The organism is Flaviramulus sp. (assembly GCF_982512915.1).
Window position 1 is genome coordinate 97,079 of the sequence record NZ_CEWOCJ010000005.1, and the last position, 26,135, is coordinate 123,213.

Genomic DNA, 26,135 nt, shown 5'->3' on the forward strand with positions numbered 1-26,135 from the left:
TTTAAATTAAATTTATAAAATAACCATTCCTACTGTACCTTTATTCTTTCGAAGTATCCGAAAAAGCAGCGTGGGAGAGAAATCATCCCTAGGGCTTGCAAGTTACTAAATATTCTTTGCTATATAAAATATTAAAAAAGTGTATTGTTTTAAATTAAAGCATCAAAAAAAAATCATAAATCATATTTCAATAATAGTCAATCCTTTCATTACTTTTGCAGCATGTCTAAAAGAAGAGCAAAAAAACAAGTTTTTGAAAATATTGAGGTTTTAGATGCTGGCGCTAAAGGAAAAACTATAGCAAAAGCACCTGATGGGAAAGTTATTTTTCTACCAAATGCAGTACCAGGTGATGTGGTAGATGTGCAAACTTTTAAAAAACGAACGGCATATTACGAAGGAAAAGCAACCGTTTTTCATAAACTTTCTGACAAAAGAACACAACCCCTATGCGAGCATTTTGGTGTTTGTGGCGGCTGCAAATGGCAAGACATGGCCTATGAGCATCAATTGTACTATAAACAAAAGGAAGTAACTAATAACTTAACTAGGATTGGACATTTAAAACTACCCGAAGTAACGCCAATTTTAGGTTGTGAAAACCAATATTATTATCGCAATAAAATGGAGTTTTCATTTAGTGATAGCCGTTGGTTAACTTTGGAAGAAATTCAATCAGAAGGAGATTTAGGAGACAAAAATGCTCTAGGGTTTCATATCCCTGGTATGTGGGATAAAATTTTAGACTTAAACACATGCCATCTTCAAGCAGCCCCATCAAATGCGATAAGAAATAGTGTAAAACAATTTGCCATTGAAAATGAATTAGAGTTTTTTAATACCCGAAACCAAACTGGCTTATTGCGTACAATGATGATTCGCACGTCTAGTACTGGAGATATTATGGTAATGATTCAATTTTTTAAAGAAGATAAAGCAAAACGCGAATTAATACTCGATTTTCTTTCTGAAACTTTTCCAGAGATTACCTCTTTACAATATGTTATTAATGGAAAAGCCAATGATACGATTTACGACCAAGAAGTGATTTGTTATAAAGGAAATGACCATATTTTTGAAGAAATGGAAGGTTTGAAATTCAAAATAAACGCCAAGTCCTTTTATCAAACCAATTCAGCACAAGCTTTTGAATTGTATAAAATAACACGAGATTTTGCAGAATTAACAGGGAATGAGTTGGTTTACGATTTATATACAGGTACTGGTACTATTGCACAATTTGTTGCTAAACAAGCTAAAAAGGTTATTGGTGTTGAAGCGGTTCCAGATGCTATAACTGCTGCAAAAGAAAACGCACAATTAAACCATATAAATAACGTTGAATTCTTTGTAGGAGACATGAAAAATATTTTCAACGCAGAATTTATTAAAACGCATGGAGACCCAGATGTCATTATCACAGATCCACCTCGCGATGGAATGCATAAAGATGTGGTACAACAAATATTAAATATCACGCCAAGAAAAGTGGTTTATGTAAGTTGTAACAGTGCAACACAGGCTAGAGATTTAGCCTTAATGGATGCGCAATATAAAGTTATAAAAACACAAGCAGTTGATATGTTTCCTCAAACGTTTCATGTAGAAAATGTAGTGCTTTTGGAGCGTCGTTAATTGATATTAAAAATAAAAATGAAATACTTTAAAATTCTAATAATTCCAATAATATTAATAGCTGTTATATCAAGCAGTTGCGAACGTGATGATATTTGTCCGGATAGCACACCTACGACACCTCGTGTTATTATAGATATGTTTGATTTTGAAAATCAAGAAAGCAGTAAAAATGTATTCGGATTACTTGCTGCTGGAATTGATAACGATTTCATTTTAACTGGATATAACATAGTAACTACTAATGAGCTTGTTTTACCATTAAAAACCGATGAAAACTCTACACAATATGTGCTTATTCAAGATGCTTCTTTAAACGATAACGGGACACCAGATGATACAACAGACGATTTTTATAATGGCAATGCAGATGTAATTACACTTAGTTATAGTCGTAGAGAAGTTTATGTATCGCGTGCATGTGGTTATAAAACAATTTTTGAAAACGTTACTTTAACCATTGAAGATGATGGTGATAATTGGATACTTTCACAACAACCATTAAATCCCAACCAATCTGTAGAAGATGAAACAACAGCCCACTTTAACATATTTCATTAGCGGTTTAATGTTAGTTTTTTGTGTGTTTGTTAATGCACAAAATGACAGCATTATGAGCACACCAAAAGACTCCTTAATCATAAAAGAAAAATACGGACTTCGTATTGGTGGCGATTTAAGTAAATTGGCCCGTTCCTTTTTTGATGATGATTATAGCGGTTTCGAACTTATGGCCGATTTTCGCTTAAAAAAGAAACTTTACATTGCCAGTGAAATAGGTTTTGAAAATAAAAATACCATCAACGATTATCTCGATATCACTACAAAAGGAAGCTACATAAAAGGTGGTATCGATTACAATTCGTATCAAAATTGGCTTGATATGGATAATATGATTTATTTTGGTTTCCGTGTTGGAGCCAGTTCGTTTAGTCATGATTTAAATAGCTATAGTATATACAGCACTAATCAATACTGGGCACCACAATTATCTTCAAATACCACACAAGAATTTAATGGTTTAACAGCTTTTTGGGCAGAAATCATATTGGGTTTAAAAGTAGAACTATTTAATAATTTGTATATGGGCGTAAATGTGCAATTAAAAATGCTAGTTGCAGAGAGCGAACCTAATAATTTTGAAACCGTTTATATTCCTGGTTTTGGTAAAACCTACGATAGCAGCAACATCGGCACAGGCTACAGTTATTTTCTATCATATAGAATCCCTTTGTATCAGAAAACAAAATAGTTCGTATAAAATAATATCTTTACAATAATTATTCAATTTTTAGTAATGCAAAAAAACACTTACAAAATTGCCGTTATTCAACTAAACCTAAATAATACTCCTGAAAATAATCTTATAAAATGTATACATTGGGTAAAAGATGCTGCTAAAAAAGGAGCTGAAGTTATATCATTGCCGGAACTCTATAGTAGCCATTATTTTTGCCAGAGTGAAGATGTTGATAATTTCGCTTTTGCAGAACCTTTATACAGCACTTCTTTTAATGCTTTTAGTGCTTTAGCAAAAGAGTTAGGAGTTGTTATTATTGTCCCGTTTTTTGAAAAAAGAATGGCTGGGGTTTATCATAACAGCGCTTATATTATTGATACGGATGGTTCTGAAGCCGGTTTATACAGAAAAATGCATATTCCGGATGACCCACATTTTTACGAGAAATTCTATTTCACACCTGGCGATATTGGTTTCAAATCTTTCCCTACCAAAAAAGGAAATATTGGTACTTTAATTTGTTGGGATCAGTGGTACCCCGAAGCAGCCAGATTAACAGCTTTACAAGGTGCTGAAGTTTTATTTTACCCAACCGCTATTGGTTGGCATCCTCAAGAAAAAGCTGAATTTGGCCAAAACCAACAAGGTGCTTGGATGAATGTTATGCGGGGTCATGCCGTAGCTAATGGTATTTATGTTGCCGCAGCTAATCGCATTGGTTTAGAAAAATACCTACCAGATACACATGGTATCGAATTTTGGGGTTCTTCATTTATTGCAGGACCACTAGGTGAAATTTTAGCGCAAGCTTCTGTTGATAAAGAAGAAATTTTAATAGCTGAAGTAGATTTAAAGTTACAAGAAAACGTTCGTCAAAACTGGCCTTTTTTACGTGACAGACGTATTGATAAATATGGTGACATCACTAAAAGAGTTATTGATTAATGAATACTAAAAATTGGATATTTCCAGCAGAGTGGGAACAACAACAAGGTGTGTTATTATGCTTTCCTCATAACGGTAACGATTGGCCAGGGAAATATGAAGCTGTACAATGGGCTTTTATAGAGTTTATTAAAAAAGTAGCGTCCGTTGAAACTGTTTTTTTAGTAGTAGCAAACGAAAAACTAAAAAACAAAGTTCAAAATATGCTTGAAAAGGCTCATGTTAATTTAAAACAGGTGTCTTTTATTATTCATAAAACTAACAGAAGTTGGATGCGAGATTCGGGTCCAATTATTGTAAAAAACGGTACACAACGAAAAGCCATCAACTTTAATTTTAATGGTTGGGCTAAATACTCAAATTATAAGCTAGACAAACACGTTCCTGAAAAAATATCTCACTTTTTAAACATACCCTTAGAGCAAGCTGTTTATAATAACAACCCTTTTGTTTTAGAAGGTGGTGCTATTGATGTTAATGGTAAAGGAACGCTTATAACTTCAGAGGAATGTTTGCTTCACCCGACTGTTCAAATTAGAAATATAGGTTTTACAAAAACCGATTATGAAGCCGTTTTTAAAAAATACTTAGGCGTAACTAATGTTATTTGGTTAGGTAATGGTATTGAAGGCGACGATACCCATGGGCATATTGATGATTTAGCTCGTTTTGTAAATGAAGACACCATCATTACAGTAGTTGAAACTGACAAAAAAGACAGTAATTACAAACCATTACAAGACAACCTAAATCGCCTCCAAAATGCTATTTTAGAAAACGGTAAAAAACCAAAAATCATCACGTTACCAATGCCTAAACGATTAGATTTTGATGGTATTAGGCTACCTGCAAGTTACGCTAACTTTTTAATAATTAACAAAACCGTGTTAGTACCTACTTTTAATGATGTAAATGATAGAGAGGCACTAAATATTATTGCGAACTGTTTTCCTGATAGACACATAATTGGCATGAGTGCCACTGATTTTATTTGGGGTTTTGGCACGCTACATTGCTTAAGCCAGCAAATACCTTTTTAATTTACTTCCAGTTTATGTTACTTCTATTGGATTTGTTAAGTGAAACTAAATAAACTTGAATTAGAGAAGTTTTTATAAGATGAGTTCTCCAAGACATCCTAACATAATAATCTGGACACTAGAACTGATAACTTATTAAAAATACGTATAACTACGTATTGATTTTTTAGTACGAAAATTCTAACTTAGCTTATCACTAGATATAAAACATTAAAACGATTTCAAATCTTGACGATAAGCGCAACTAAAATAACTCTAAAAAAAAAACCTCAATACAAGATCTTTTTTTTAGAGTTATTTGTTTTTTTTAGCTATTTTAAATAGGCTAAAACATGGGCTTCAATACGTGCTTGTATGTTACTTACATCGCCTTTTACAAAAGTTTCGCCTGTAATGTTTTCGTAAAGCTCGATGTAACGCTCGCTTACGGTTTCTATGTAAGCGTCGCTCATAAATGGTACGGTTTGCCCTTCTAAACCTTGAAAATTATTAGCAATAAGCCATTGGCGTACAAACTCTTTAGAGAGTTGTTTTTGTGCCTCACCACTTTCTTGTCTCGCTTGGTACCCATCGGCATAAAAATAACGTGATGAGTCTGGGGTGTGTATCTCGTCAATTAAAACTATCTGTCCGTCTTTAGTTTTACCAAACTCATATTTGGTATCTACTAAAATTAAACCTCGTGATGCAGCAATTTCAGAGCCACGTTTAAATAATTTATGGGTATAATCTTCTAGTACTACATAATCAGCCTCAGAAACAATACCACGCTTTAAAATATCTGCTCTCGAGATATCTTCATCATGATTGCCCATTTCTGCTTTGGTTGCTGGCGTAATTATAGGCTCTGGAAACTTGTCGTTTTCTTTCATGCCTTCTGGCATGGTAACCCCACATAGCATACGCTTGCCTGCTTTATACTCGCGTGCTGCATGGCCACTCATGTACCCTCGTATTACCATTTCTACCTTAAAGGGTTCGCATAAATGCCCTATGGCTACGTTGGGGTCTGGTGTGGCGGTTAACCAATTAGGTACTAAATCTTGGGTAGCTGCCATCATTTTGGTTGCTATTTGGTTTAGTATTTGCCCTTTGTATGGGATACCTTTTGGCATAACTACATCAAAAGCGGATAATCTATCGGTAGCAATCATTACTAATTGCTCATTGTTAATATTATAAACTTCTCTTACTTTTCCTTTGTAAACATTTTTTTGTCCCGGAAAATTAAAATTGGTATCGATGATGGTTTTACTCATTTTAAATGTTGTTTATGAGTTGGTTTGTTTATTTGTTTTATGAGTTTCTTTTTAGTTTGAAAGCCTTAGCCCCGATTGAAGCGGCATCCTTTTTGCTGCTAAAAGCAAAAAGATATAGCGGAAAGCGGGAGATTGCTTCAAAAAAAATTAATCTCTGTTTTCTATACTTTTATAGGCTTCTATTACTTTTTTAACGAGTTTGTGGCGAATAACGTCTTTATCGTCTAAAAATATCATCCCTACGCCTTCTACATTTTTTAAAATTAGTAAGGCTTCTTTTAAACCAGAAATGGTACGACGTGGTAAATCTATTTGCCCCGGATCTCCGGTTAATAAAAACTTAGCATTTTTTCCCATACGGGTTAAAAACATTTTCATTTGCGCGTGGGTTGTGTTTTGGCCTTCGTCTAAAATCACAAAAGCATTATCGAGTGTACGACCACGCATAAACGCTAAGGGTGCTATTTGTATGGTACCATTTTCTATGTACATGGCCAACTTTTCGGGCGCAATCATATCGCGCAAGGCATCATAGAGTGGTTGCATGTAGGGGTCTAGTTTTTCTTTTAAATCGCCTGGTAAAAACCCTAAATTCTCGCCTGCTTCTACTGCCGGACGTGTTAAGATAATACGCTTTACTTCTTTATTTTTTAGGGCTTGTACTGCCAACGCAACGCCTGTGTATGTTTTACCTGTACCTGCTGGACCAATGGCAAAAACCATATCGTTTTTACGCATTAACTCTACCATTTTACGCTGGTTTGCTGTTTGCGCTTTTATGAGCTTACCGCCTACACCGTGTACGATAACTTCGCCACTCTCTTTAGAGGTGTTGTAATCATCACTGGTTTGGCTTGTTAAAACACGCTCAATGGCATTTTCATCTAACTTGTTGTATTTTGTAAAATGCTTTAAAAGCATAGTGATGCGTCTATCAAACTCTTCAAGCAACTCTTCGTCGCCAAAGGCTTTAACTTTATTACCGCGTGCTACGATTTTAAGTTTAGGAAAATATTTTTTAAGGAGTTCAATGTTGGCATTTTGTGCTCCAAAAAATTCTTTTGGAGATATCTCTTCAAGTTCGATAATGATTTCGTTCAAAGGCGTAATTTTAATTTAAAATTTTCGTTTGATTAATTGAAATTTATGCATAATCAGACAAAATGATTTATTAGTTTTGCGTCAAGACCAAAAATACATAAATTTGAGAGATACTCTCAAAAAAACATATCAACAATTTTGCCAATGGCGATCATAACATTAACTACCGATTTTGGTGAAAAAGATTACTTTGCTGGCGCAACAAAAGGCGCTATTTATAGTGAGTTATCTGATATAAAAATTGTTGATATCTCGCATTCTGTATCGCCTTTTAATATTCCAGAAGCGGCTTATATTATTCAAAATGCGTATACCAGTTTCCCCAAGGGAACCATTCACATCATTGGGATTGATTCTGAAATAAATCCTGAAAATAAACACATAGCTATTAAGCTAGACGATCATTATTTTATTTGTGCCAATAATGGTATTATGAGTATGATTTGCTCTGAAATTGCTCCAGAAAAAATTGTTGAAATTAACATCCACGATAAAATACAAACTAGCTTTCCTGTTTTAGATGTATTTGTAAAAGTAGCTTGCCACATTGCTAGAGGTGGTACTTTGGAGGTTATTGGAAAAACTATTGATGAAATTAAGCCTATTAAAAACATTGTGCCATTTGTAAACGATGATAAAACACAAATAATAGGTAGTGTTGTTTATATTGATAATTACGGCAATGTGGTAACCAATATTAAACGTAGTTTTTTTGAAAGTATTCAAAAAGGTAGGGCCTTTGAAATTTCAGCGAGAAATTATACATTTAAAAAAATACATCAAAAGTACAGCGACATTGTAAATTTTGATATACCAGAGAACAAACGATATGATGAAGGCCGAAAGTTGTTGGTTTTTAATTCTGGTAATTTTTTAGAAATTGCTGTTTATAAAAGTAATAGTGCAACTGTAGGAAGTGCTTCTACTCTTTTAGGTTTAGGTTTGATGGATGCTGTAAGTGTTAATTTTATTGCGTCTCCTATCGTGCCTAAAGGATTGGAGATTCAGCAAAATATTTCAAAAGCAACTGATTTTTAATATTAAAATAAAACTAATTTATGATAGTTAGAATAGTTAAAATGGGTTTTTATAAACAAAATATAGAAGCATTTCTTACTAATTTTAATGATACCAAACAGCAGATTAGAAATTTTGAAGGCTGCCAGTTTTTAGAATTATATAGAGATAAAAACGATACCAGCGTTTTTTTTACTTACAGCCATTGGGAAAATGAAGATGCTTTAGAAGGCTACCGGAAATCTGAGTTATTCAACCAAGTGTGGTCTAAAACAAAACCACTTTTTAGCAAACCTGCAAAGGCGTGGAGTGTTGAAAAACTAGAAAGCTTGAAATAATTATAATTTAGGTAATGCCAAACAAATTGATACATTTGTTGTTAGAATAAAAATATGTTAGCAATTTTAAAAAAAGAAATAAACTCATTTTTTGCCTCTCCTATTGGCTATTTAGTTATTGCTATTTTTTTAGTTTTAAATGGTTTGTTTTTATGGCTTTTTAAAGGAGAATTTAATATTCTTGATTACGGGTTTGCCGATTTATCATCCTTCTTTTTATTAGCCCCATGGATTTTAATTTTCTTGATTCCAGCGGTTACCATGCGGAGTTTTTCAGATGAAAAAAAACAAGGAACTTTAGAACTTTTACTTACCAAACCCATTTCGCATTTTAATATTGTTTTAGGCAAATATTTTGGTGCTATTATATTAATACTTATTGCCTTATTGCCAACTCTGTTGTATGTTTATTCTGTATACAAATTAGGAAATCCCCCTGGTAATTTAGACATGGGTAGCACCCTTGGCTCCTATTTTGGTTTATTATTTTTAATATTTGCTTATACTGCTATTGGTGTTTATGCCTCTACGTTTTCAGACAATCAAATTGTTGGATTTATATCAGCTGTTTTTATTTGTTTTATATTTTATATTGGTTTTGAAGGTGTTGCAGATTTTATATCAAGCAATACCATAGAACAATTGGGTATGAGTTTGCACTATAAAAGTATGAGTCGTGGGGTATTGGATACGCGAGATATTGTATACTTTTTAAGTGTTACTGTTTTATTTTTGATGCTAACTAAACTAAATATCAATAAAGAAAAAAGATGATTTTAACGCCTCTATTTACCGTTTTTTTGGTTATCGTTTTTGTTTTGGTTTGGCTATTTACCAACACTATTGACAAACGCAAATGGCTTAGTTTTTTAATTAGTGTTTTGTTAACACCCATAATTTATTACTTTGTATTTTACCCGCTATTAAATATTTTTAGTAGTTACCACCATGAAAAATATTTTGAGTCTAAAGTTTGGAATAAAAAGCCAGCTTTTAGATATGAAATGAGTGGACATATAATAAGCGACAGCCTTTTTATTGGGAAAACAAAAAAGGATGTTGAAAGTGCTTTAGGTAAAAGCGAATGGTATGGTTGGGATGATTCCATTAAAGCAAATTCTTCTGATAAATGGAACTATAATTTAGGCTTTAAACCAGGTGCTCTAAATAATTTACAGGAATGTATTGAATTTGAATTTAATGACAATAAAGTTAAAACCGTTAAACAATATCAATTAGAACAAAAATTTGAGTAAAAATTTAAAATACATATCATTAATAATCATTGCGGTAATAGCTTTAAATTTTATTAGCAGTAAACTCTACAAACGTTTTGATTTAACTACAGATAAACGTTATACTTTAAGCGAATCTGCTATCAATATTATAAAAGATATTGAATCGCCCGTTGTGATAGATATTTTTTTAGATGGTGATGATTTTCCTTCTGAATTTAGACGTCTTCAAAATGAAACTAAACAATTATTAGAAGAATTTTCAGCGGTAAACAATCAAATCAGTTTCAATTTTATTAATCCGTTGCAGGATGAAACAACTCGAGATCGAAACATACAACAATTAACACAACGCGGATTAACACCGATGCAATTAAGTGTTCAAGAAAATGGCAAATCATCTCAAGCCATTATTTTTCCTTGGGCATTGGCCAGTTTTAATGAGAAAACGGTTATTATCCCTTTAGTTAAAAACAAAATTGGTGCGACTCAGCAAGAATTAGTTTCAAATTCTGTACAACACCTAGAGTATGCTTTTGCTGATGGTTTTAGTAAACTTACAAAACCTAAAAATAAAAAAATTGCCATTTTAAAAGGTAATAAACAACTTGAAGATAAATACATTGCAAACTTTTTAAAGAAAATTGGCGAATATTACCTTATAGCACCTTTTACATTAGATAGTGTTTCTGCCACCCCACAAAAAACGTTAAACGATTTAGAGAAATTTGATTTAATTATATCTGCAAAACCAACTGAAGCCTTTACAGAGGAAGAAAAGTTGGTTTTAGATCAATTTACCATAAATGGTGGAAAAAGCTTATGGCTTATAGATGCTGTAGCGATTGAAAAGGACAGTCTTTACAACGATGCTGGGAAAAATTTTGCAATTGCTAGAGAATTAAATTTAACAGATTTTTTCTTTAAATACGGTGTTAGAATTAATCCTGTTATAACAAGTACACTATACTCTGCTCCCATTACTTTAGCTATGGGAAGTGGCAGTGAATCACAATTTCAAAACCTTAGATGGCCATATTCGCCATTAGCAATATCCAACAACAAACATCCTATTGTTAATAATTTAAATTTGGTGAAATTCGATTTTGCTAATCAAATTGACACCTTAAAAAATAGTATTAAAAAAACCATTCTTTTAGAAACTGCCGAGTTAACAAAACTGGAAGGCACGCCACGAGAAATTAGTTTAAATTTAGTAACTCAAGAGCAAAATCCTGTAAGTTTTAACAAAGGAAAACAAGCTCTGGCTGTTTTATTAGAAGGTGAGTTTAATTCGGTATATACCAACAGAATTAAACCCTTTAAACTTTCTAACGAAAAAAATAAAAGTGTATCAACAAAAATGGTGGTTATCGCAGATGGCGATATTATAAAAAATGAAGTGGGTAGAAATGGACCAGAAGAGTTAGGTTTTGATAGATGGACTGGGCAAACTTATGGTAACAAGGAATTTTTACTAAACACGGTTAATTACCTTTTAGATGATAACGGACTTATAAACATTCGTTCAAAAGAAATAGCTGTTACCTTCTTAAATCAACAAAAAATAGCAGCAGAAAAAACCAAGTGGCAACTTATAAACATTACATTACCATTAGTATTACTTGGTGTTTTTGGAATCGTGTTTAATTACTTTAGAAAGAAAAAATACGCCTCTTAAATGTTAATAAGTTTGTTTCCAAATATAGACTCTATGGAATATATTTGTAAGTAGTAAAACTACAACCAAAATAAAGGTTTACAGATGAAACATTTATACCTAAGCATATTTTTTTGCTTGTATTTATAAATTAAATGGGGCATTTGACTTAAAAAAAATATATTCTAACACATGAAATTTATTGTATCAAGTACTTATTTATTAAAACAATTACAAGTTTTAGGTGGCGTTATAAATAACTCAAACACCTTACCTATTTTAGATAATTTTTTATTTGAATTAGATAAAAATAAATTAACAGTTTCTGCAAGTGATTTAGAGACTACTATGGCATCAACTTTAGATGTTGAGAGCGATAGTAAAGGAAGTATAGCTTTACCTGCTAGACTTTTACTTGATACCTTGAAAACATTTCCTGAGCAACCATTAACTTTTGTTGTTGAGGACAATAATACGGTAGAAATTAGCTCAAACCATGGTAAATACGCCTTAGCATATGCAAATGGAAACGAATTTCCTAAAGCAGTTTCGTTAGAAGATCCAAGTAAAACCATTGTTTCTGGCGATATATTGGCTACAGCGATTAGTAAAACCATTTTTGCAGCAGGAAATGATGATTTAAGACCCGTGATGAGTGGTGTGTTTTTTCAATTTTCAACTGAAGGTTTAACATTTGTAGCAACTGATGCACACAAATTGGTAAAATATACTCGTGAGGATGTAAAAGCTAATCAGTCGGCAGAATTTATCATGCCAAAAAAACCTTTAAATCTTTTAAAAGGTATTTTAGTTGCAAGTGATGAAAATGTTATTATTGAATACAATGAAAGTAATGCTAAGTTCACTTTTGAAAACTCTGAATTAATTTGTCGTTTAATTGATGGAAAATACCCAAATTACGAAGCGGTTATTCCTAAAGAAAACCCTAACAAATTAGTAATTGGAAGAAACCAGTTTTTAAATTCTGTGCGTCGAGTTAGTATTTTCTCAAACAAAACAACTCATCAAATACGTTTAAAAATTGCTGGAGCCGAGTTAAATATTTCAGCTGAGGATATTGATTACTCAAACAAAGCTGAAGAACGTTTAACCTGTGATTATCAAGGAGATGACATTCAAATTGGATTTAATTCTCGTTTTTTAACTGAAATGTTAAATAACTTAAGTTCAGAAGAAGTACAACTAGAAATGAGTATGCCAAATAGAGCTGGAATTTTAACACCGGTGGATGGATTAGATGAAGGTGAACAAGTTACTATGTTAGTAATGCCAGTTATGCTTAACAATTAATTTTTTCGGCTTTAGCAAAATCTTACTACCAATAAATACCAACTAAACCAAAACTAAGATTTAATGCTTAAGCTATAATAAAAAAAGCTCACCAATAATGGTGAGCTTTTTGTTTATCTCGTACTAACAAACTAACTAATAAAATTAAGAGATAAAGGATATATTGGTGTTTCTCCATTACTGGCTTTTATGGCATTAATAATGGGAAAAATAAAAGATATAACACCCAATAATATAAGCCCTGGGATACCAATTAGGATAAAAATTAGCGGAATACAAATGATACTATAAACAATAATACTCAATTGAAAATTTATAATGCGTTTACCTTGTTCATCCATTTTATAAACATCATTCTTTTTTGTTACCCATAATATTAATGGGACTATAAGACCGCCAAATCCAGTAATAAAAGTTAATAACTGGCTTAAATGTGTAATTACTAAAAGTTGATTGTCTTGTCTCATGATGATGTTTTTTGATCGATACTAATAAGACGAATAAAATCAAAAAAAGTTACAGAAACTGACCATTATAATTGAAACTAAGTAATATTTGAGTTTTAGATATTTAACTGAATGAAAAATAAATTCTAAATATTTAAAAAAACTTAATCAACTATTTCAATCTCCCATCTTTCAGAAATTTTTAATAAATGTTTAGTAAAAACAAACATGAAAAAGGTATTTCCTACCATTTCAAATATCTCTTCAATTAATTTAGAAAAATGCTGTATAGAATGTAAGTCTGTATTAAAAAATGACACCAAAGGATCGTAAACACTTTCATCCATACCTTCAAAAAAATCTAACACAACTGAAGCTACATAGCATCCAAAAGCAACAATTATATATATAATCTGAGTTTTAGACCCTAGATTTTTGAATAAAAAGTATAGTATAAAAAGAGCTACAGCACCAAAAATAGGTATAAATACAAATTGCCATCCGTAACTAGGAAATGCATCATAAATTCCAGATAAAAACCCAGGGTTGTACGTTTGTAAAAACTCCATTTTATCGCTAAAATAAGTACCAACTCGTTCGTGCATTTTAGAACCATCATCTACTGCTAAATAAGTAAAAAATAAAGCGATTATAAACCAACCCCAACTATTTATACCCTTTTTCATTAAGTTAGGTTTTGCGTATTTTAAAGCTAGAAAAATACACCAAACAACAATGCTTACAGCAAGTAACTGAATACTAGAAAACCAATTTGGTAAACCATCATCCCGCGTGATATTAACCAATCTTTGTATTGCTCCACTAGAAATCCATTCAAAATGATTAATAAAAATATCAGCTAATGCTAAAAATAAAATAATGATTCCCCAGAGAATTATTAAAGATTTTGATATAATTCTTTTACTAATTTTTAATGTAAGAGGGTTATGATTTTGTGTGTGAGGCATCATATCAATATAATTATGCTACGATATTACAGAAATAATTAGTTTAATAAGTAGTAATTTAGATAAAAAGTAAAATTAATCTACCTCTGGAGTTATACCTAATTAATTTGGATTTTTACGAACACTACATTACCAAAAATGGTACATCTATGTTAAAACCAAACGTCTCTAAAGTATGCCTTGTAAATAGTCTTTCTACAAAAGAATGTTTTTTTCTAAACATAGAAATCATTTTTATATCATTCTTAATAATATATTTATGGATGGTTTTATAAATATCATTTTCTTTTAAGATAATTCTATCAAAAGCCATATTTATAAAATTTGATTGAAAAAACACCAGATTACTATAAAGTTCTTCTTCAAAATCTGGTTCGGTTATAACATGAACCAAATTTAATTTTGCTTTATATACATTTATCAAATAATTTAATGTTTCCAAATTCTCCATAGCATAAGTTGAAGAAAAACTAGTTGTAAATGCAATAACATCTAGTTTTTTAAATTTACACCCTTCTGGTATGGCTAAAACTGGTAAATCACAACGTTGCATCACATGGACCGTATTACTTCCAAAAAGTACTTTCTCGAATCCGGTTGCGCCCTTAGTACCCATAACAATTAAGTCAATCCCATAAAGCTTAGAATTTTGATTAATGGAATCTATAAAATTATCATAATCTACTAGGGAATGAAATGTATGATTTTCATTATTATAGCTTTTCTCAATTTGAGAAATAATATTAATTATTGATTTTTTAGCAGCATCAACTAAAGTATTATATATAGTTGCAGAGGTTGATACAGACATTAAATCATCAGAAATAAACTGGGATGCCTTTTGCACATTAAGTATGTAAAAATCACACTCATCTAACTCAAATAATTTTACTGCATAGTGAATGGCATTTATTGAGTTTTTCGAAAAATCTGTCGGTAATAGAATTGCTCTCATCTTGATAAGAATTAGTGAATCTTTAGTAAAGATACTTTTGGTTAAAAGCTTAAACTATGACAAAAGTCATTTAAAAAAAATATTCATCTTTAAGGTAAAGGAAAAATTAGCATAATTGTTTAAAGCATTGTATTTTCGGCACAATAAATGCTGATTAGCACGTTATAAGCTAAAATAAATTTTATATGTTACGAATTTCATTATTATTAATACTCTTATTTTCTATAACAATAAACTCGCAAAATAATGCGATTTCAAACACAGAAAAACTTGTTTATACGGCCTCTTACAATATGTCTGGTATTTTAACAGATATAGCCGCGGTTACCATGGAAACTAACGAGGTGAAAACATCTAAAGCAACACTTTTAAGATTAAAATGTACAGCAACAACATATAGCAAATGGGATAACTTTTTTAAAATACGAGATTTGTATGAAAGTTATGTAAATCCAAAAAGCTTAACACCCTATCTTTACAATAGGGATATTAATGAGGGTAGTTACTACAAAAACATGAAATACACCTACAATCATAAAACAAAAACGGTTAAAACTGTAGAGAAAAAAAAGAATAATTTAATTAAAAACATAACACTTCCTATAAATTCGAATTCTATAGATATTGTTGCTACTTTGTATTCAATTAGATTATACGATTTTTCAAATATGCCAGTTGGAACAAAAAAAACACTTCCTATTATTTTTGACCGAGAGGAAATTAAAGGACAAATTACTTATTTAGGAAAAGAAACTATAACTACAGCAATTGGAAAAAAAGAATGTTACAAATTAGCAATTGCCTCCAGTGAAACTGACGTTTTACAAGGGAAAAATAGTAACTTTTTATGGCTTTCTGCAGATGAAAACAAAATACCTGTTTATGGAAAGTTTAAAATTCCTGTAGGAAATGGCGAATTAAAAATAAAATCAGCCTCAGGTTTAAAAAATTAAAAGTCTCACTATGAAAAAACTGTTTACCATTTTAGCATTAATAGCTGCAATATTAGCTATCATCTTATCAGTTTTACCAATATCTAATTTAGCCTTTTTTCCTGCAATTGTTTCTATTATTTTTGGTGCAGTGGCTTACTACTTATCCAAAAAAACAGGAGAGGTTAAAAAAGTTATTCAATTCATTTTTCTTTTAACAATTATGGCAATGTCAATAACTACATACAAAGCTATTTTTACAGAAACAAAAGTAGCTAGTACAGAAGCTTTGGATGCCACTGAAATTAAACTAGAAGAAGAAGCAATTGAAGAATTGGAAGATTTAGATATTGAAGACATTGAAATTGATGAAGCTGACATAGAGATTGATGATAGTGATATTGAAAATATTACTTTTGAAGAGTAAGTATTTTCTTCGTTATGTTTATATTTGTTTTTATTTAACTATTGATTTTATAAAATAAAAATATTCTAGCCTCAGAGAATGTGTTTATTTTTTCTAATGATCATTACCTATTTAATATATTCATGAAAAGTTTTTTAATTCTATCTCTCTTTATCCTAATTGGTACTTGCTCAACACCTAAATATACTACTAAAATTCAAAATATTAAAGATAGTATCACTCTAAAAGACAGCTTATTAGTAATTAAATACGCAAACACTATTACATCTCAAGAATTAAAAATACACTTATACGAATTTGCTTCTGAGGAATTTGAAGGACGAAAAGTTGGAGAACCAGGACAAAAATTAGCTTCAAATTTTTTAAAATCATACTACCAAAATGAAAATATAAAATCGCCATTTGGAGGGGTTAATTATTATCAAGAGATCCCACAAAGTTTTTTTTCAAATGGGATTAAAAGTACTGAAAATGTATTAGCATATATAGAAGGTTCGGATAAAAAGAATGAAATTATTATTATTTCTGCGCATTTAGATCATTTAGGAATTAATAACAAAGGTGAAATAAATAGAGGTGCTGATGATGATGGCTCTGGTACTGTAGCTTTAATGGAAATGGCTCAAGCATTTAAAAAAGCTAAAGAAAATGGGCATGGACCAAGAAGAAGCATTTTGTTTCTGCACTTAACTGCTGAAGAAACCGGAAAACAAGGATCAGACTTCTATACAAGACACCCTGTTTTCCCTCTTAAAAATACGGTTTGCAATTTAAATATTGATATGATTGGACGAGTTGATGATGCCCATAAAAACAATAAAGATTATATTTACTTAATAGGTTCTGATAGATTAAGTAAAGAGCTTCATTATGTTTCTGAAAAAGTGAATAATGCTTACTTCAATATAAATTTAGATTACAAATTTAATTCTGAAAACGATAGCAACCGCTATTATACGCGCTCAGACCACTATAATTTTGCGCTTAAAGGGGTTCCTGTTATTTTTTATTTTAACGGTGAACATAATGATTACCATAAACCCTCAGATACACCAGATAAAATAGATTATCCATTATTAGAAAAACGTACTAAACTCATTTTCGCTACCACTTGGCAAATAGCAAATCAAGAAAAACGTTTAGTTTCTGATGCAGATAATGAATTTTTAAAATAAGAAAAACAACTATACATAATTAGATTTTGTAATATCGTACTAAACACTAAAACTTATAAACTTGAAGAAATTATTAATTATTTTTTGTATAACATGTTCAGTAACATCGTGTAAATCATTTCAAAAGGAGAAAAAGTCTGAAATACCATCCAACCCTGAAACTTATTCAAATACCATAACTGCAGAAGAGCTTAAAGAAATGCTTTATGCTTATGCCTCAGATGAATTTGAAGGCAGAAAAACAGGTGAGCCCGGACAAAAAAAAGCGGTCAATTATTTAAGAGATTATTACTTGGCAACAGGAATTCAGTCTCCAATATCAGAAGGTGATTATTTTCAAGAAATTCCTGCTTCATATTTTAAAGGAGATATAAATGCTTCTGAAAATGTTTTAGCCTATATAAAAGGCTCAGAGAAACCAGATGAAATTATTATAATTTCTGCACATTTAGATCATATTGGTATTTCAAAAAATGGCGAAATCAACAATGGAGCAGATGATGATGGCTCGGGAACAATTGCAGTTTTAGAAATAGCTGAAGCCTTTAAAATGGCTGAAAAAGTTGGAAACGGACCAAAACGATCAATACTTTTTTTACACGTAACTGGAGAAGAAATTGGACTTTATGGCTCTAGATACTATACTAATGAAGATCCTGTTTTTCCTTTAGCAAATACGGTAGTTGATTTAAACATAGATATGATTGGACGTGTTGATCCGAAACATGAAGGAAAAGAAAATTACTTGTATTTAATAGGATCAGATAAATTAAGTAAAGAGTTGCATAATATTTCTGAAGAGGTAAATAAAAAATACTTTAACATGGAATTTGATTATACTTATAATGATGATAAAGACCCTAATCGTTTTTATTATCGTTCAGATCATTACAATTTTGCCAAAAATAATATTCCTGTTATTTTCTATTTTAATGGCACACATGCTGATTATCATAGACCTAGTGATACGCCAGATAAAATTAATTACGAATTTTTAGAAACTCGTGCTCGTTTAATTTTTCATACAGCTTGGGAGTTAGCTAATAGAGACGAAAGAATTATAGTTGATTAGAAATGAGATTTTTATACTCATTTTTAAAATAATATTTTCTATAAATTTTAAAATAAACTAACAAAAAAAGCCTTTCAATTTCTTGAAAGGCTTTTACTTTTTGGGTGGAAGACCGGGCTCGAACCGGCGACCCTTGGTACCACAAACCAATGCTCTAACCAACTGAGCTACAACCACCATGTAACTCCGCATTTTGTAACGCGTGTGCAAATGTAATTGATTTCAATCTTTTCTACAAAGACTTTTTTAATATTTTATTTAAAGAAATTGTAACTACTTTAAATCAAACAAACTATCCACAGCTACATAGCGTTCTACACTAAATCCTTCGGCATATTCTACTCCTACTAACCGCCCTAAATCTCTAGCTCTATACTTTACACTATCTGTAAAATTTTTAGTTGAAATGAGCGTTTCTGGTTCATTACTGTTTTTTTTATAGAATTGAGTTTCATAAGCAAGAACAGAAGCCATTTTTTCATCGATAAATTCAGAAATATCTACAACAAAATCTGGTTCTAAATTTTTCCACTGCATGTAATGATATACTTGTTTAGGTCTCCAATGTTTTTGAGATTCACCAGAGTTTGTTTTAGTATCAATTTTAATTAATCCACTTAAAAAACAAGCATCACTAACTAGCTTACTACCTTTACCATGATCAATATGCCTATCTTCAACGGCATTACAAATAATAATTTCAGGTTGGTATTTTCTAATTACTTTTATAATTTCCAACTGGTGTATTTTATCATTTATAAAAAACCCATCAGCAAATTTCAAATTCTCTCTAACAGAAACTCCTAAAATTTTAGCAGATTCGGCCGCTTCAATATACCTAGTCTCGATAGTGCCTCTTGTTCCTAATTCACCTTGTGTTAAATCTATGATACCAACTTTTTTTCCTTTGGCTACCTCTTTTGCAATAGTACCACCACATCCCAATTCAACATCATCTGGATGAGCGCCAAAAGCAAGAATATCTAATTTCATACTTAATTTTTATAATTTTTAATCTAGTTTGTATATTTCTTATGTAATAATTTACAATAAAAACTCAGAAAAACTCAGAAAATCTCAAAACTCATAATCACGAAAACGTATTCGTAATAATAATACTTAATTTTAATACCTTAAAAATACGAATAATTGAAAAGTGTTATTAAAAACCAAAGTATGACAATAGTCATAATTATTGGTCTTTATCCCTTGTAATTTTACACTAAATAAGGTGTAACAAGCTTTATTTCAATTATGCAAATATAAAGCTAATAAACAATTAGAAAACATGATTTATTTAATGTTACTCATTTTAATTTTAACAATTGGACTTTTTATATGGGGAAAATTCCCTCCTGATGTTATTGCTCTTATTTCTATGATTAGTTTATACTTAACAGGTATATTAAATGTAACAGAAACATTGAGCGGATTTAGTAATCCAACTGTTATTATGATTGCCGCACTTTTTATAATTGGAGAAGGTATTGCTCAAACTGGTTGGACTGCAATGGCTGGCAAGAAATTTATTGAATGGGCTGGTAATAGTGTTCCAAAATTACTAGTAATTGTGACACTTGGAGCTGGTATTTTATCTGGTTTTGTTAGTAATACAGGTACAGTAGCCACTTTAATGCCTTTAACCATATCGTCTGCTTGGGGTATTGGTACTTTGCCATCTAAAATGTTAATGCCAGTAGCCTTTGGATCAAATACTGGTGGATTACTTACTTTAACAGGTACACCACCAAACATAATAGCTAGTAATGCTTTATCAAATGCTGGTTTTGAAGGGTTCTCATTTTTTGAATTTGCGTTAATTGGTTTTCCGCTTCTAATAATCGCCCTATTGTATTTTAGATACATAGGTTTTAAATTATTACCCAAAAACAAAACTAATAACAAACCAGTCAATATCGAATCTACACTTCACAATTGGATTGAAGCATATAAAGTTGATAGTGGATACTATAGATTACTTGTTAGATCGATATCTCCTTTATTAAATACCAAAATTGAAGCATGGCAATTTGAAAAAAATTATCATGTATCTATTATTAGAATAAAAAGAAGACATCCAAATTTATTAAAAGGAATACCTGCTTTTGAGGAATTCCCGAGTCCTAACACAACATTTCTATATCATGATATAATAACAGTAAAAGGTGAAACTGAAGCGATAAATAAAATAATGATAACTTTTAGACTAGGTCTTTTACCATTAGAACCAATAACAGATGAGCTAAAGCATAATCTTATTAACCAAGAAGTTGGTATGACAGAAGTTATTGTAAACCCAAACTCTATTTTAGTTGGCAGAAAATATAAATTAGGAGACTACTTCAAAAGATTTGGTATACAACTTTTAGCAGCCTCTAGAAATAATAAACCATTAGAAGAAAAAGATATTGTTGTAAAAGTTGGCGACTCTTTTTTAATAAGAGGTACTTGGGAGCATATTGACGATTTAAAAAAACAACATGAAAACTTAGTTATAATTGGAAGTCCAGAGGGAATGGCTAAAAATGTAGAAAGCCTAAATTTAAAATCATATATAGCATTAGGGGCTTTATTCCTAATGATTATTTTTATGGTTTTTAATCTCGTACCTGGCTCAATAGCTGCTTTAATTTCAGCTGGAATTGTTTTATTAACAGGTTGTGTCCCTATAACAAAAGCTTATAAGGGGATTAGTTGGACGAGTGTTGTAATGATAGCTGCTATGATTCCAATGGGGATTGCATTACAGAAAACGGGAACCGCACAAATTATAGCAAATGGTTTAGTTACATATTTAGGATCTATACATCCTATAGCCTTACTAGGTGGAGTGTTTCTACTAACTACAACCTTTAGCCAAGTAATAAATAACTCTGCTACAGCTGTATTAATGGCCCCAATAGCCATATTAGCTGCAAATTCTTTAAACTTATCACCAGCGCCATTTATGATAGTAGTTGCAATTAGTGCTTCAACTGCATTTTTAACACCCATTGGAACAACAACAAACGCCATGGTGATGACAGCAGGAGGTTATAAATTTATAGATTACCTTAAAGTTGGAGCGCCCCTATTATTTATATTTTTTATACTAACGTTAATATTAGTGCCAGTAATTTGGCCATTTTAATTAAAATAAATACAAACCTTAAAATTTAATAAAATGAAAGAGTCAGTAACAATCGAAAACTTAGCGAGTTTAGCTAAATACGGGATAAAAAACGTTGATGTTCATTGGAACTTATCTCCAGAAAAACTTCAAGAAATTACCATTGAAAAAAACATGGGTAAAGAAACTGCAGATGGAACCTTAGCAATAAATACGGGAAAATTTACAGGACGTTCTCCCCAAGATCGTTTTATTGTAAAAGATGATTATACAACAGAAAAAGTTTGGTGGGGAAAAACTAATAAAGCTATTACGCCAGAAAACTTTGATAAACTTGAAAAAGAAGTCACTAAATACCTTTCAGGAAAAGAGATTTACGCCAGAGATGGTTATGTGTGCGCAGAACCAGAATTTAGAACAAATATTAGAACCGTAACAGAATATCCTTGGTCTAATCTATTTGTTTATAATATGTTTTTAAGACCAAGTTTAAAAGAACTTGAAAACTTTAAAGAAGACTGGTTGGTTCTTGATGCACCAGGATACGAATGTCCTAATCCTAAAGAATATGGTATTCGTCAAGGAAACTTCTCTATTATAAACTTCACCAAAAAAATCGCATTAATAGGTGGATCCGCATATACTGGGGAAATGAAAAAAGGTATTTTCTCAGCTTTAAATATGATATTACCTGTTGAAAAAAATGTATTACCAATGCACTGTTCTGCTAATGTTGGCAAAAGAGGTGATACAGCTATTTTCTTTGGATTATCGGGTACTGGAAAAACAACACTTTCTGCCGATCCAGATAGAAAATTAATTGGAGACGATGAACATGGGTGGACAGCCGATAACGTTATTTTTAATTTTGAAGGCGGTTGTTATGCTAAAGTAATTGATTTAACTGAAGAAAAAGAACCAGATATTTTTAAAGCAATTAAACCCGGTGCTTTATTAGAAAACATTATTTTAAAAGAAAATGGCGAACCTGACTATGAAGATAGTAGTATTACACAAAACACTCGTGTAAGTTACCCAATTTATCATATTGATAATTTTCAAGAAACACTGTATGCAAACAATCCAAAAAACATTTTCTTTTTAACTTGTGACGCATTTGGTGTTCTGCCTCCAGTATCTAAACTTACACCTGGTCAAGCTGCTTATCATTTTATATCTGGTTACACAGCAAAAGTAGCAGGAACCGAGGCTGGTATTACTGAACCTGTACCCTCATTCTCTGCTTGTTTTGGCGAACCATTTATGCCACTTCACCCAACGGTTTATGGAGAAATGTTAAGTAAAAAAATGCAAGATGCTGGTGTTAATGTTTGGTTAATTAATACTGGTTGGAGTGCAGGACCATATGGCGTTGGTTCTCGTATAAAATTAAAATATACAAGAGCTATGATTACAGCTATTCTTAATGGTGATTTAGATGAAGTAGATTACGAACAAAACTTTATTTTTGGTTTGTTTATGCCTAAATATTGTCCTGGTGTCCCTTCTGAAATTTTAGACCCAATGAATACCTGGTTACAAAAAGGAGCTTATGTTGGAAAAGCTATACAATTAGCACACTCTTTCCATTTAAACTTTGAGAAATTTGCTCACCAAGCATCTGAACAAATTATTGAAGGTGGACCATTAATTGATGAACATCATCATTTACACGAACACTTTTAATTAGAGTTATAATTTATCAAAAGGAGCTCATATGAGCTCCTTTTATTCTATTCAAAATAGAAAACACAATACTCCAATAAAACCCAATGAAGTACTTACTTATTACAATATTATTTATTTTTACTTTTAAGTTGAGTTATTCTCAAATAACACCTGAAGATAAATTTGGTGCATGGTACACCCTAGATGTTAATCATAAAATCTTTAATAAAATCAGCATTAAAACTGGTATTCAACTTCGTTCATTTGAAGTATTTGATAATATTAACCTTTTATTTTATTATACTGGTTTTGATTACCAATTAAATAAAAACACGAAACTAACTCTGGTATATTGTTATTTAGACATCGACAGAAGTTTTCTGATTTCGGGTGAAAATCACCTTTATGAAAACAGACCTTATGAACAAATTACCTATAAATGCAAATTATTTAAATTACCTGTTTACCAAAGATTTAGATTAGAACATCGCTTTTTGAATTTTAAAAATAATCACTCATTACTCAATAGATTTCGTTATCAGTTAGGTGCAAAAATTAACATAAATAAAACCTTTTTTTTAAACATCAATAATGAGGTTTTTGCAAACTTAAAAGGTGAAGTTTTTACTGAAAATAGATTTTACACCGCAATCGGGATGAATATCTCTAAAAACAATAGTATACAATTAGGATATCTAAACCACGAAATAAATAATCAAAATTTAAATCGTTTACAAGTTGGTTTATACTTTAAAACAGATTTAAGAAAAAACTAAAACTACTTTGAAATCAGCTAAAAGTCCAAGCAATAATTCTAGATATTTTATTACCTTGAACCATATTTATAGTTTTAATATCAGTAGCTTTTAACTTTTTTAGAGAGCTATAAACCCCTTTAATTAGCTCTTTTTTAGATACTAATGTAGTAAACCATATACATTGATTTTTAAACAATGAACTTTCATATAAATAATTATGTATAAATGCTTTTTCACCACCTTCATACCATAATTCATTTTTTAAACCTGAAAAATTTCGAACAAATTTATTATCATCCTTATTCAATCCTCTCAATTTTCTGGTTGTAGCTTCTATAGCTTCAATCTCAGACTTATAAAATGGTGGATTACAAATGGAAACTGTAAATCTATCATCTTTATTTAAAATACCTTGAAATATTTTAGAACGCTCCTTTTGATGCTTTAGTTTAACAACATAGTTTAATTGATTTTTATTGATAATATTTTGTGCGTACTTTAACGACGCTGTATTTATATCTGTTCCAACAAAAGTCCAATCATACGCTGCATTTCCTAAAATAGGATAAATACAAGTAGCCCCTGTTCCAATATCTAAAACCTTAATATTAACTTTAATGTTTGAGGTTTCCAATAAATCAGCAATGTGATGAATATAATCAACTCTTCCTGGAATTGGCGGACATAAATTAACATCAGGGAATTCCCAAAAACTAATATTATAATAAGTAAATAACAATGCTGTATTCAATGCTTTTACAGCATTTGGATTTGCAAAATCAATTGTTCTATTTTCAAATTTATTTAGAAAAACAAAAGGTAACAAATTGGGATATAATTTGCATAACGCATCTAAATCATAGCCTGACTTATGCTTATTTTTTGGATGAAAGTTTTGGTTATTAATGATTTCTTTAAAGTTAATTAAATAATTAGTGATGCCAGTAAAATTAATGATTTCAAACTTAAAATGAGTATCGTGGTTAAATGAAATATTTTATCTTCGTAAAAAAATTATAGATGTTAAGAGCAGTTATTTTTGATATGGATGGCGTTATTATAGATAGCGAACCAATGCATAACAAAGCCTATAACGATATGTTTAATGAGATTGGAATTGATGTTTCAACCGAACTTTATGAATCTTTTACTGGGCAATCAACCATAAATATTTGCAAGCGTTTGTGTGACCATTTTAAATTAGTGCATGCACCTGAAACATTAGTATCTATTAAGCGAAAACACTATAACCGTTTTTTTGAAAGTAATTCAGACTTAACACTCATTGATGGTGCTCTCGATTTAATAAAAGATTACCATAACAATGGATTAAAATTGGTATTAGCCTCATCGGCAGCTATGATGAGTATTGAACAAATATTTGATCGATTTGATTTAGATAAGTATTTTATTACAAAATTTAGTGGTGGCGATTTAAAACAAAGTAAACCGCATCCAGAAATTTTTATTAAAGCTGCTGAAGCTACAGGTTTTACTAATAAGGAATGTATGGTTATAGAAGACTCTACTAACGGTATAGAAGCTGCAAAAGCAGCACATATATTTTGTGTAGGTTATGATAGTTTTCACTCAAAAAATCAAGATTACAGTAAAGCAAATATGGTAATTAAAAATTTTGAGGAAATAACTTATTCAAAAATTAATAAACTTTTTTTGTAAACAAAATCACCACTGATTATCTTCTCTAGCTTTTTTAATGATAGCCTTTAATCGTTCTTTTCTAATAAATTCTTCAGCTTTCTTCTTATTCTTTTTTTGAGCCATTAATTTTGAATGCTTAGCTTTGTTTTTTGTGTTCTTATCGCGCCCTGTTTTTGCCATAT

The 26,135-nt window shown here is 30.9% G+C and carries 27 protein-coding genes and 1 tRNA gene; 19 read left to right on the top strand and 9 right to left on the bottom strand.

The window, feature by feature from the left end; translation table 11 throughout:
- Positions 1-222: 222 nt before the first annotated feature.
- From rlmD to AC1XJX_RS05240, 5 genes are read left to right on the top strand one after another with little or no spacing between them, the layout of a single operon-like run.
- Positions 223-1,635, top strand: coding sequence for a 23S rRNA (uracil(1939)-C(5))-methyltransferase RlmD (gene rlmD / locus AC1XJX_RS05220; RefSeq protein ID WP_482002911.1), 1,413 nt, complete (start codon positions 223-225; stop codon positions 1,633-1,635).
- Between the two features lie 18 nt (positions 1,636-1,653).
- Positions 1,654-2,196 carry a DUF6452 family protein gene (locus AC1XJX_RS05225; protein ID WP_482002912.1) on the top strand — a complete coding sequence of 181 codons (543 nt, stop codon included), beginning with the start codon at positions 1,654-1,656 and terminating at the stop codon, positions 2,194-2,196.
- 7 nt (positions 2,197-2,203) lie between these two features.
- Positions 2,204-2,887: a DUF6048 family protein gene (locus tag AC1XJX_RS05230; RefSeq protein ID WP_482002988.1), complete on the top strand. Its 684-nt coding sequence runs from the start codon at positions 2,204-2,206 to the stop codon at positions 2,885-2,887.
- Between the two features lie 45 nt (positions 2,888-2,932).
- The gene (locus AC1XJX_RS05235) at positions 2,933-3,820 is read left to right on the top strand and encodes a carbon-nitrogen hydrolase (RefSeq protein WP_482002913.1); all 888 of its coding nucleotides are present in this window, start codon (positions 2,933-2,935) and stop codon (positions 3,818-3,820) included.
- Positions 3,820-4,860: an agmatine deiminase family protein gene (locus AC1XJX_RS05240; protein WP_482002914.1), complete on the top strand. Its 1,041-nt coding sequence runs from the start codon at positions 3,820-3,822 to the stop codon at positions 4,858-4,860. The genes AC1XJX_RS05235 and AC1XJX_RS05240 overlap by 1 nt, the downstream gene beginning before the upstream one ends.
- A gap of 311 nt (positions 4,861-5,171) precedes the next feature.
- On the opposite strand, the gene AC1XJX_RS05245 is transcribed toward AC1XJX_RS05240, so the two are convergent.
- Positions 5,172-6,119 (bottom strand): phosphoribosylaminoimidazolesuccinocarboxamide synthase, encoded by a 948-nt coding sequence (locus AC1XJX_RS05245; protein ID WP_482002915.1) that lies wholly within the window; start codon positions 6,117-6,119, stop codon positions 5,172-5,174.
- A gap of 147 nt (positions 6,120-6,266) precedes the next feature.
- Entirely contained in the window at positions 6,267-7,220 is a 954-nt protein-coding gene (locus AC1XJX_RS05250) for a PhoH family protein (RefSeq protein WP_482002916.1), read from the bottom strand.
- A gap of 144 nt (positions 7,221-7,364) precedes the next feature.
- Here AC1XJX_RS05250 and AC1XJX_RS05255 point away from each other — a divergent pair, with 144 nt between their 5' ends.
- The 6 genes from AC1XJX_RS05255 (at position 7,365) to dnaN (ending at position 12,781) form a co-directional block, all read left to right on the top strand.
- Positions 7,365-8,258 (top strand): SAM hydrolase/SAM-dependent halogenase family protein, encoded by an 894-nt coding sequence (locus tag AC1XJX_RS05255; protein ID WP_482002917.1) that lies wholly within the window; start codon positions 7,365-7,367, stop codon positions 8,256-8,258.
- A gap of 20 nt (positions 8,259-8,278) precedes the next feature.
- Positions 8,279-8,575, top strand: coding sequence for a putative quinol monooxygenase (locus AC1XJX_RS05260; protein WP_482002918.1), 297 nt, complete (start codon positions 8,279-8,281; stop codon positions 8,573-8,575).
- A gap of 54 nt (positions 8,576-8,629) precedes the next feature.
- Positions 8,630-9,349, top strand: coding sequence for a gliding motility-associated ABC transporter permease subunit GldF (gene gldF, locus AC1XJX_RS05265; RefSeq protein WP_482002919.1), 720 nt, complete (start codon positions 8,630-8,632; stop codon positions 9,347-9,349).
- Between the two features lie 230 nt (positions 9,350-9,579).
- Positions 9,580-9,831 (top strand): hypothetical protein, encoded by a 252-nt coding sequence (locus AC1XJX_RS05270; RefSeq protein WP_482002920.1) that lies wholly within the window; start codon positions 9,580-9,582, stop codon positions 9,829-9,831.
- Positions 9,824-11,491: a gliding motility-associated ABC transporter substrate-binding protein GldG gene (gene gldG, locus AC1XJX_RS05275; RefSeq protein WP_482002921.1), complete on the top strand. Its 1,668-nt coding sequence runs from the start codon at positions 9,824-9,826 to the stop codon at positions 11,489-11,491. Before AC1XJX_RS05270 ends, gldG begins: the two co-directional genes overlap by 8 nt.
- Before the next feature lie 171 nt (positions 11,492-11,662).
- Positions 11,663-12,781 (top strand): DNA polymerase III subunit beta, encoded by a 1,119-nt coding sequence (dnaN, locus tag AC1XJX_RS05280; protein ID WP_482002922.1) that lies wholly within the window; start codon positions 11,663-11,665, stop codon positions 12,779-12,781.
- Positions 12,782-12,912: 131 nt separating this feature from the next.
- On the opposite strand, the gene AC1XJX_RS05285 is transcribed toward dnaN, so the two are convergent.
- The 3 genes from AC1XJX_RS05285 to AC1XJX_RS05295 form a co-directional block, all read right to left on the bottom strand.
- Positions 12,913-13,248 (bottom strand): DUF4870 domain-containing protein, encoded by a 336-nt coding sequence (locus AC1XJX_RS05285; protein WP_482002923.1) that lies wholly within the window; start codon positions 13,246-13,248, stop codon positions 12,913-12,915.
- 143 nt (positions 13,249-13,391) lie between these two features.
- A complete protein-coding gene (locus AC1XJX_RS05290) occupies positions 13,392-14,198 on the bottom strand; it encodes a hypothetical protein (RefSeq protein WP_482002924.1) in 807 nt (268 codons plus the stop codon).
- A 121-nt stretch (positions 14,199-14,319) separates the two neighbouring features.
- Complete coding sequence (locus AC1XJX_RS05295) at positions 14,320-15,150, bottom strand: universal stress protein (protein ID WP_482002925.1); 831 nt, start codon at positions 15,148-15,150, stop codon at positions 14,320-14,322.
- 185 nt (positions 15,151-15,335) lie between these two features.
- Here AC1XJX_RS05295 and AC1XJX_RS05300 point away from each other — a divergent pair, with 185 nt between their 5' ends.
- The 4 genes from AC1XJX_RS05300 (at position 15,336) to AC1XJX_RS05315 (ending at position 18,756) form a co-directional block, all read left to right on the top strand.
- Positions 15,336-16,103 carry a DUF3108 domain-containing protein gene (locus AC1XJX_RS05300; RefSeq protein ID WP_482002926.1) on the top strand — a complete coding sequence of 256 codons (768 nt, stop codon included), beginning with the start codon at positions 15,336-15,338 and terminating at the stop codon, positions 16,101-16,103.
- Between the two features lie 10 nt (positions 16,104-16,113).
- Complete coding sequence (locus tag AC1XJX_RS05305; RefSeq protein ID WP_482002927.1) at positions 16,114-16,509, top strand: FUSC family protein; 396 nt, start codon at positions 16,114-16,116, stop codon at positions 16,507-16,509.
- A gap of 122 nt (positions 16,510-16,631) precedes the next feature.
- Entirely contained in the window at positions 16,632-17,684 is a 1,053-nt protein-coding gene (locus tag AC1XJX_RS05310) for a M28 family metallopeptidase (protein WP_482002928.1), read from the top strand.
- Positions 17,685-17,745: 61 nt separating this feature from the next.
- Positions 17,746-18,756: a M28 family metallopeptidase gene (locus AC1XJX_RS05315; protein WP_482002929.1), complete on the top strand. Its 1,011-nt coding sequence runs from the start codon at positions 17,746-17,748 to the stop codon at positions 18,754-18,756.
- Positions 18,757-18,858: 102 nt separating this feature from the next.
- On the opposite strand, the gene AC1XJX_RS05320 is transcribed toward AC1XJX_RS05315, so the two are convergent.
- Positions 18,859-18,934, bottom strand: a tRNA-His gene (locus AC1XJX_RS05320).
- A gap of 95 nt (positions 18,935-19,029) precedes the next feature.
- Complete coding sequence (bshB1, locus tag AC1XJX_RS05325) at positions 19,030-19,749, bottom strand: bacillithiol biosynthesis deacetylase BshB1 (RefSeq protein WP_482002930.1); 720 nt, start codon at positions 19,747-19,749, stop codon at positions 19,030-19,032.
- A gap of 307 nt (positions 19,750-20,056) precedes the next feature.
- Between bshB1 and AC1XJX_RS05330 the strand changes: the two genes are divergently transcribed.
- The 3 genes from AC1XJX_RS05330 (at position 20,057) to AC1XJX_RS05340 (ending at position 24,309) form a co-directional block, all read left to right on the top strand.
- Entirely contained in the window at positions 20,057-21,886 is a 1,830-nt protein-coding gene (locus AC1XJX_RS05330) for an SLC13 family permease (RefSeq protein WP_482002931.1), read from the top strand.
- A gap of 33 nt (positions 21,887-21,919) precedes the next feature.
- The gene (gene pckA, locus AC1XJX_RS05335) at positions 21,920-23,551 is read left to right on the top strand and encodes a phosphoenolpyruvate carboxykinase (ATP) (RefSeq protein WP_482002932.1); all 1,632 of its coding nucleotides are present in this window, start codon (positions 21,920-21,922) and stop codon (positions 23,549-23,551) included.
- A gap of 86 nt (positions 23,552-23,637) precedes the next feature.
- The gene (locus AC1XJX_RS05340; RefSeq protein ID WP_482002933.1) at positions 23,638-24,309 is read left to right on the top strand and encodes a DUF2490 domain-containing protein; all 672 of its coding nucleotides are present in this window, start codon (positions 23,638-23,640) and stop codon (positions 24,307-24,309) included.
- A 13-nt stretch (positions 24,310-24,322) separates the two neighbouring features.
- Here the strand turns inward: AC1XJX_RS05340 and rlmF are convergent, their stop codons facing one another.
- A complete protein-coding gene (gene rlmF / locus AC1XJX_RS05345) occupies positions 24,323-25,249 on the bottom strand; it encodes a 23S rRNA (adenine(1618)-N(6))-methyltransferase RlmF (RefSeq protein WP_482002989.1) in 927 nt (308 codons plus the stop codon).
- Between the two features lie 62 nt (positions 25,250-25,311).
- On the opposite strand from rlmF, the gene AC1XJX_RS05350 reads away from it, so the two are divergent.
- Entirely contained in the window at positions 25,312-25,971 is a 660-nt protein-coding gene (locus tag AC1XJX_RS05350; protein WP_482002934.1) for an HAD family hydrolase, read from the top strand.
- A 6-nt stretch (positions 25,972-25,977) separates the two neighbouring features.
- On the opposite strand, the gene AC1XJX_RS05355 is transcribed toward AC1XJX_RS05350, so the two are convergent.
- A complete protein-coding gene (locus AC1XJX_RS05355; RefSeq protein ID WP_482002935.1) occupies positions 25,978-26,133 on the bottom strand; it encodes a hypothetical protein in 156 nt (51 codons plus the stop codon).
- Between the last annotated feature and the right edge of the window lie 2 nt (positions 26,134-26,135).

Bases quoted from the DNA above. Each gene is read 5' to 3' on its own strand.
- rlmD (WP_482002911.1), top strand. From the start codon at position 223: ATGTCTAAAAGAAGAGCAAAAAAACAAGTTTTTGAAAATATTGAGGTT.
- AC1XJX_RS05225 (WP_482002912.1), top strand. From the start codon at position 1,654: ATGAAATACTTTAAAATTCTAATAATTCCAATAATATTAATAGCTGTT.
- AC1XJX_RS05230 (WP_482002988.1), top strand. From the start codon at position 2,204: ATGTTAGTTTTTTGTGTGTTTGTTAATGCACAAAATGACAGCATTATG.
- AC1XJX_RS05235 (WP_482002913.1), top strand. From the start codon at position 2,933: ATGCAAAAAAACACTTACAAAATTGCCGTTATTCAACTAAACCTAAAT.
- AC1XJX_RS05240 (WP_482002914.1), top strand. From the start codon at position 3,820: ATGAATACTAAAAATTGGATATTTCCAGCAGAGTGGGAACAACAACAA.
- AC1XJX_RS05245 (WP_482002915.1), bottom strand. From the start codon at position 6,119: ATGAGTAAAACCATCATCGATACCAATTTTAATTTTCCGGGACAAAAA.
- AC1XJX_RS05255 (WP_482002917.1), top strand. From the start codon at position 7,365: ATGGCGATCATAACATTAACTACCGATTTTGGTGAAAAAGATTACTTT.
- AC1XJX_RS05260 (WP_482002918.1), top strand. From the start codon at position 8,279: ATGATAGTTAGAATAGTTAAAATGGGTTTTTATAAACAAAATATAGAA.
- gldF (WP_482002919.1), top strand. From the start codon at position 8,630: ATGTTAGCAATTTTAAAAAAAGAAATAAACTCATTTTTTGCCTCTCCT.
- AC1XJX_RS05270 (WP_482002920.1), top strand. From the start codon at position 9,580: ATGAGTGGACATATAATAAGCGACAGCCTTTTTATTGGGAAAACAAAA.
- dnaN (WP_482002922.1), top strand. From the start codon at position 11,663: ATGAAATTTATTGTATCAAGTACTTATTTATTAAAACAATTACAAGTT.
- AC1XJX_RS05285 (WP_482002923.1), bottom strand. From the start codon at position 13,248: ATGAGACAAGACAATCAACTTTTAGTAATTACACATTTAAGCCAGTTA.
- AC1XJX_RS05290 (WP_482002924.1), bottom strand. From the start codon at position 14,198: ATGATGCCTCACACACAAAATCATAACCCTCTTACATTAAAAATTAGT.
- AC1XJX_RS05295 (WP_482002925.1), bottom strand. From the start codon at position 15,150: ATGAGAGCAATTCTATTACCGACAGATTTTTCGAAAAACTCAATAAAT.
- AC1XJX_RS05300 (WP_482002926.1), top strand. From the start codon at position 15,336: ATGTTACGAATTTCATTATTATTAATACTCTTATTTTCTATAACAATA.
- AC1XJX_RS05305 (WP_482002927.1), top strand. From the start codon at position 16,114: ATGAAAAAACTGTTTACCATTTTAGCATTAATAGCTGCAATATTAGCT.
- AC1XJX_RS05310 (WP_482002928.1), top strand. From the start codon at position 16,632: ATGAAAAGTTTTTTAATTCTATCTCTCTTTATCCTAATTGGTACTTGC.
- bshB1 (WP_482002930.1), bottom strand. From the start codon at position 19,749: ATGAAATTAGATATTCTTGCTTTTGGCGCTCATCCAGATGATGTTGAA.
- AC1XJX_RS05330 (WP_482002931.1), top strand. From the start codon at position 20,057: ATGTTACTCATTTTAATTTTAACAATTGGACTTTTTATATGGGGAAAA.
- pckA (WP_482002932.1), top strand. From the start codon at position 21,920: ATGAAAGAGTCAGTAACAATCGAAAACTTAGCGAGTTTAGCTAAATAC.
- AC1XJX_RS05340 (WP_482002933.1), top strand. From the start codon at position 23,638: ATGAAGTACTTACTTATTACAATATTATTTATTTTTACTTTTAAGTTG.
- AC1XJX_RS05350 (WP_482002934.1), top strand. From the start codon at position 25,312: ATGTTAAGAGCAGTTATTTTTGATATGGATGGCGTTATTATAGATAGC.
- AC1XJX_RS05355 (WP_482002935.1), bottom strand. From the start codon at position 26,133: ATGGCAAAAACAGGGCGCGATAAGAACACAAAAAACAAAGCTAAGCAT.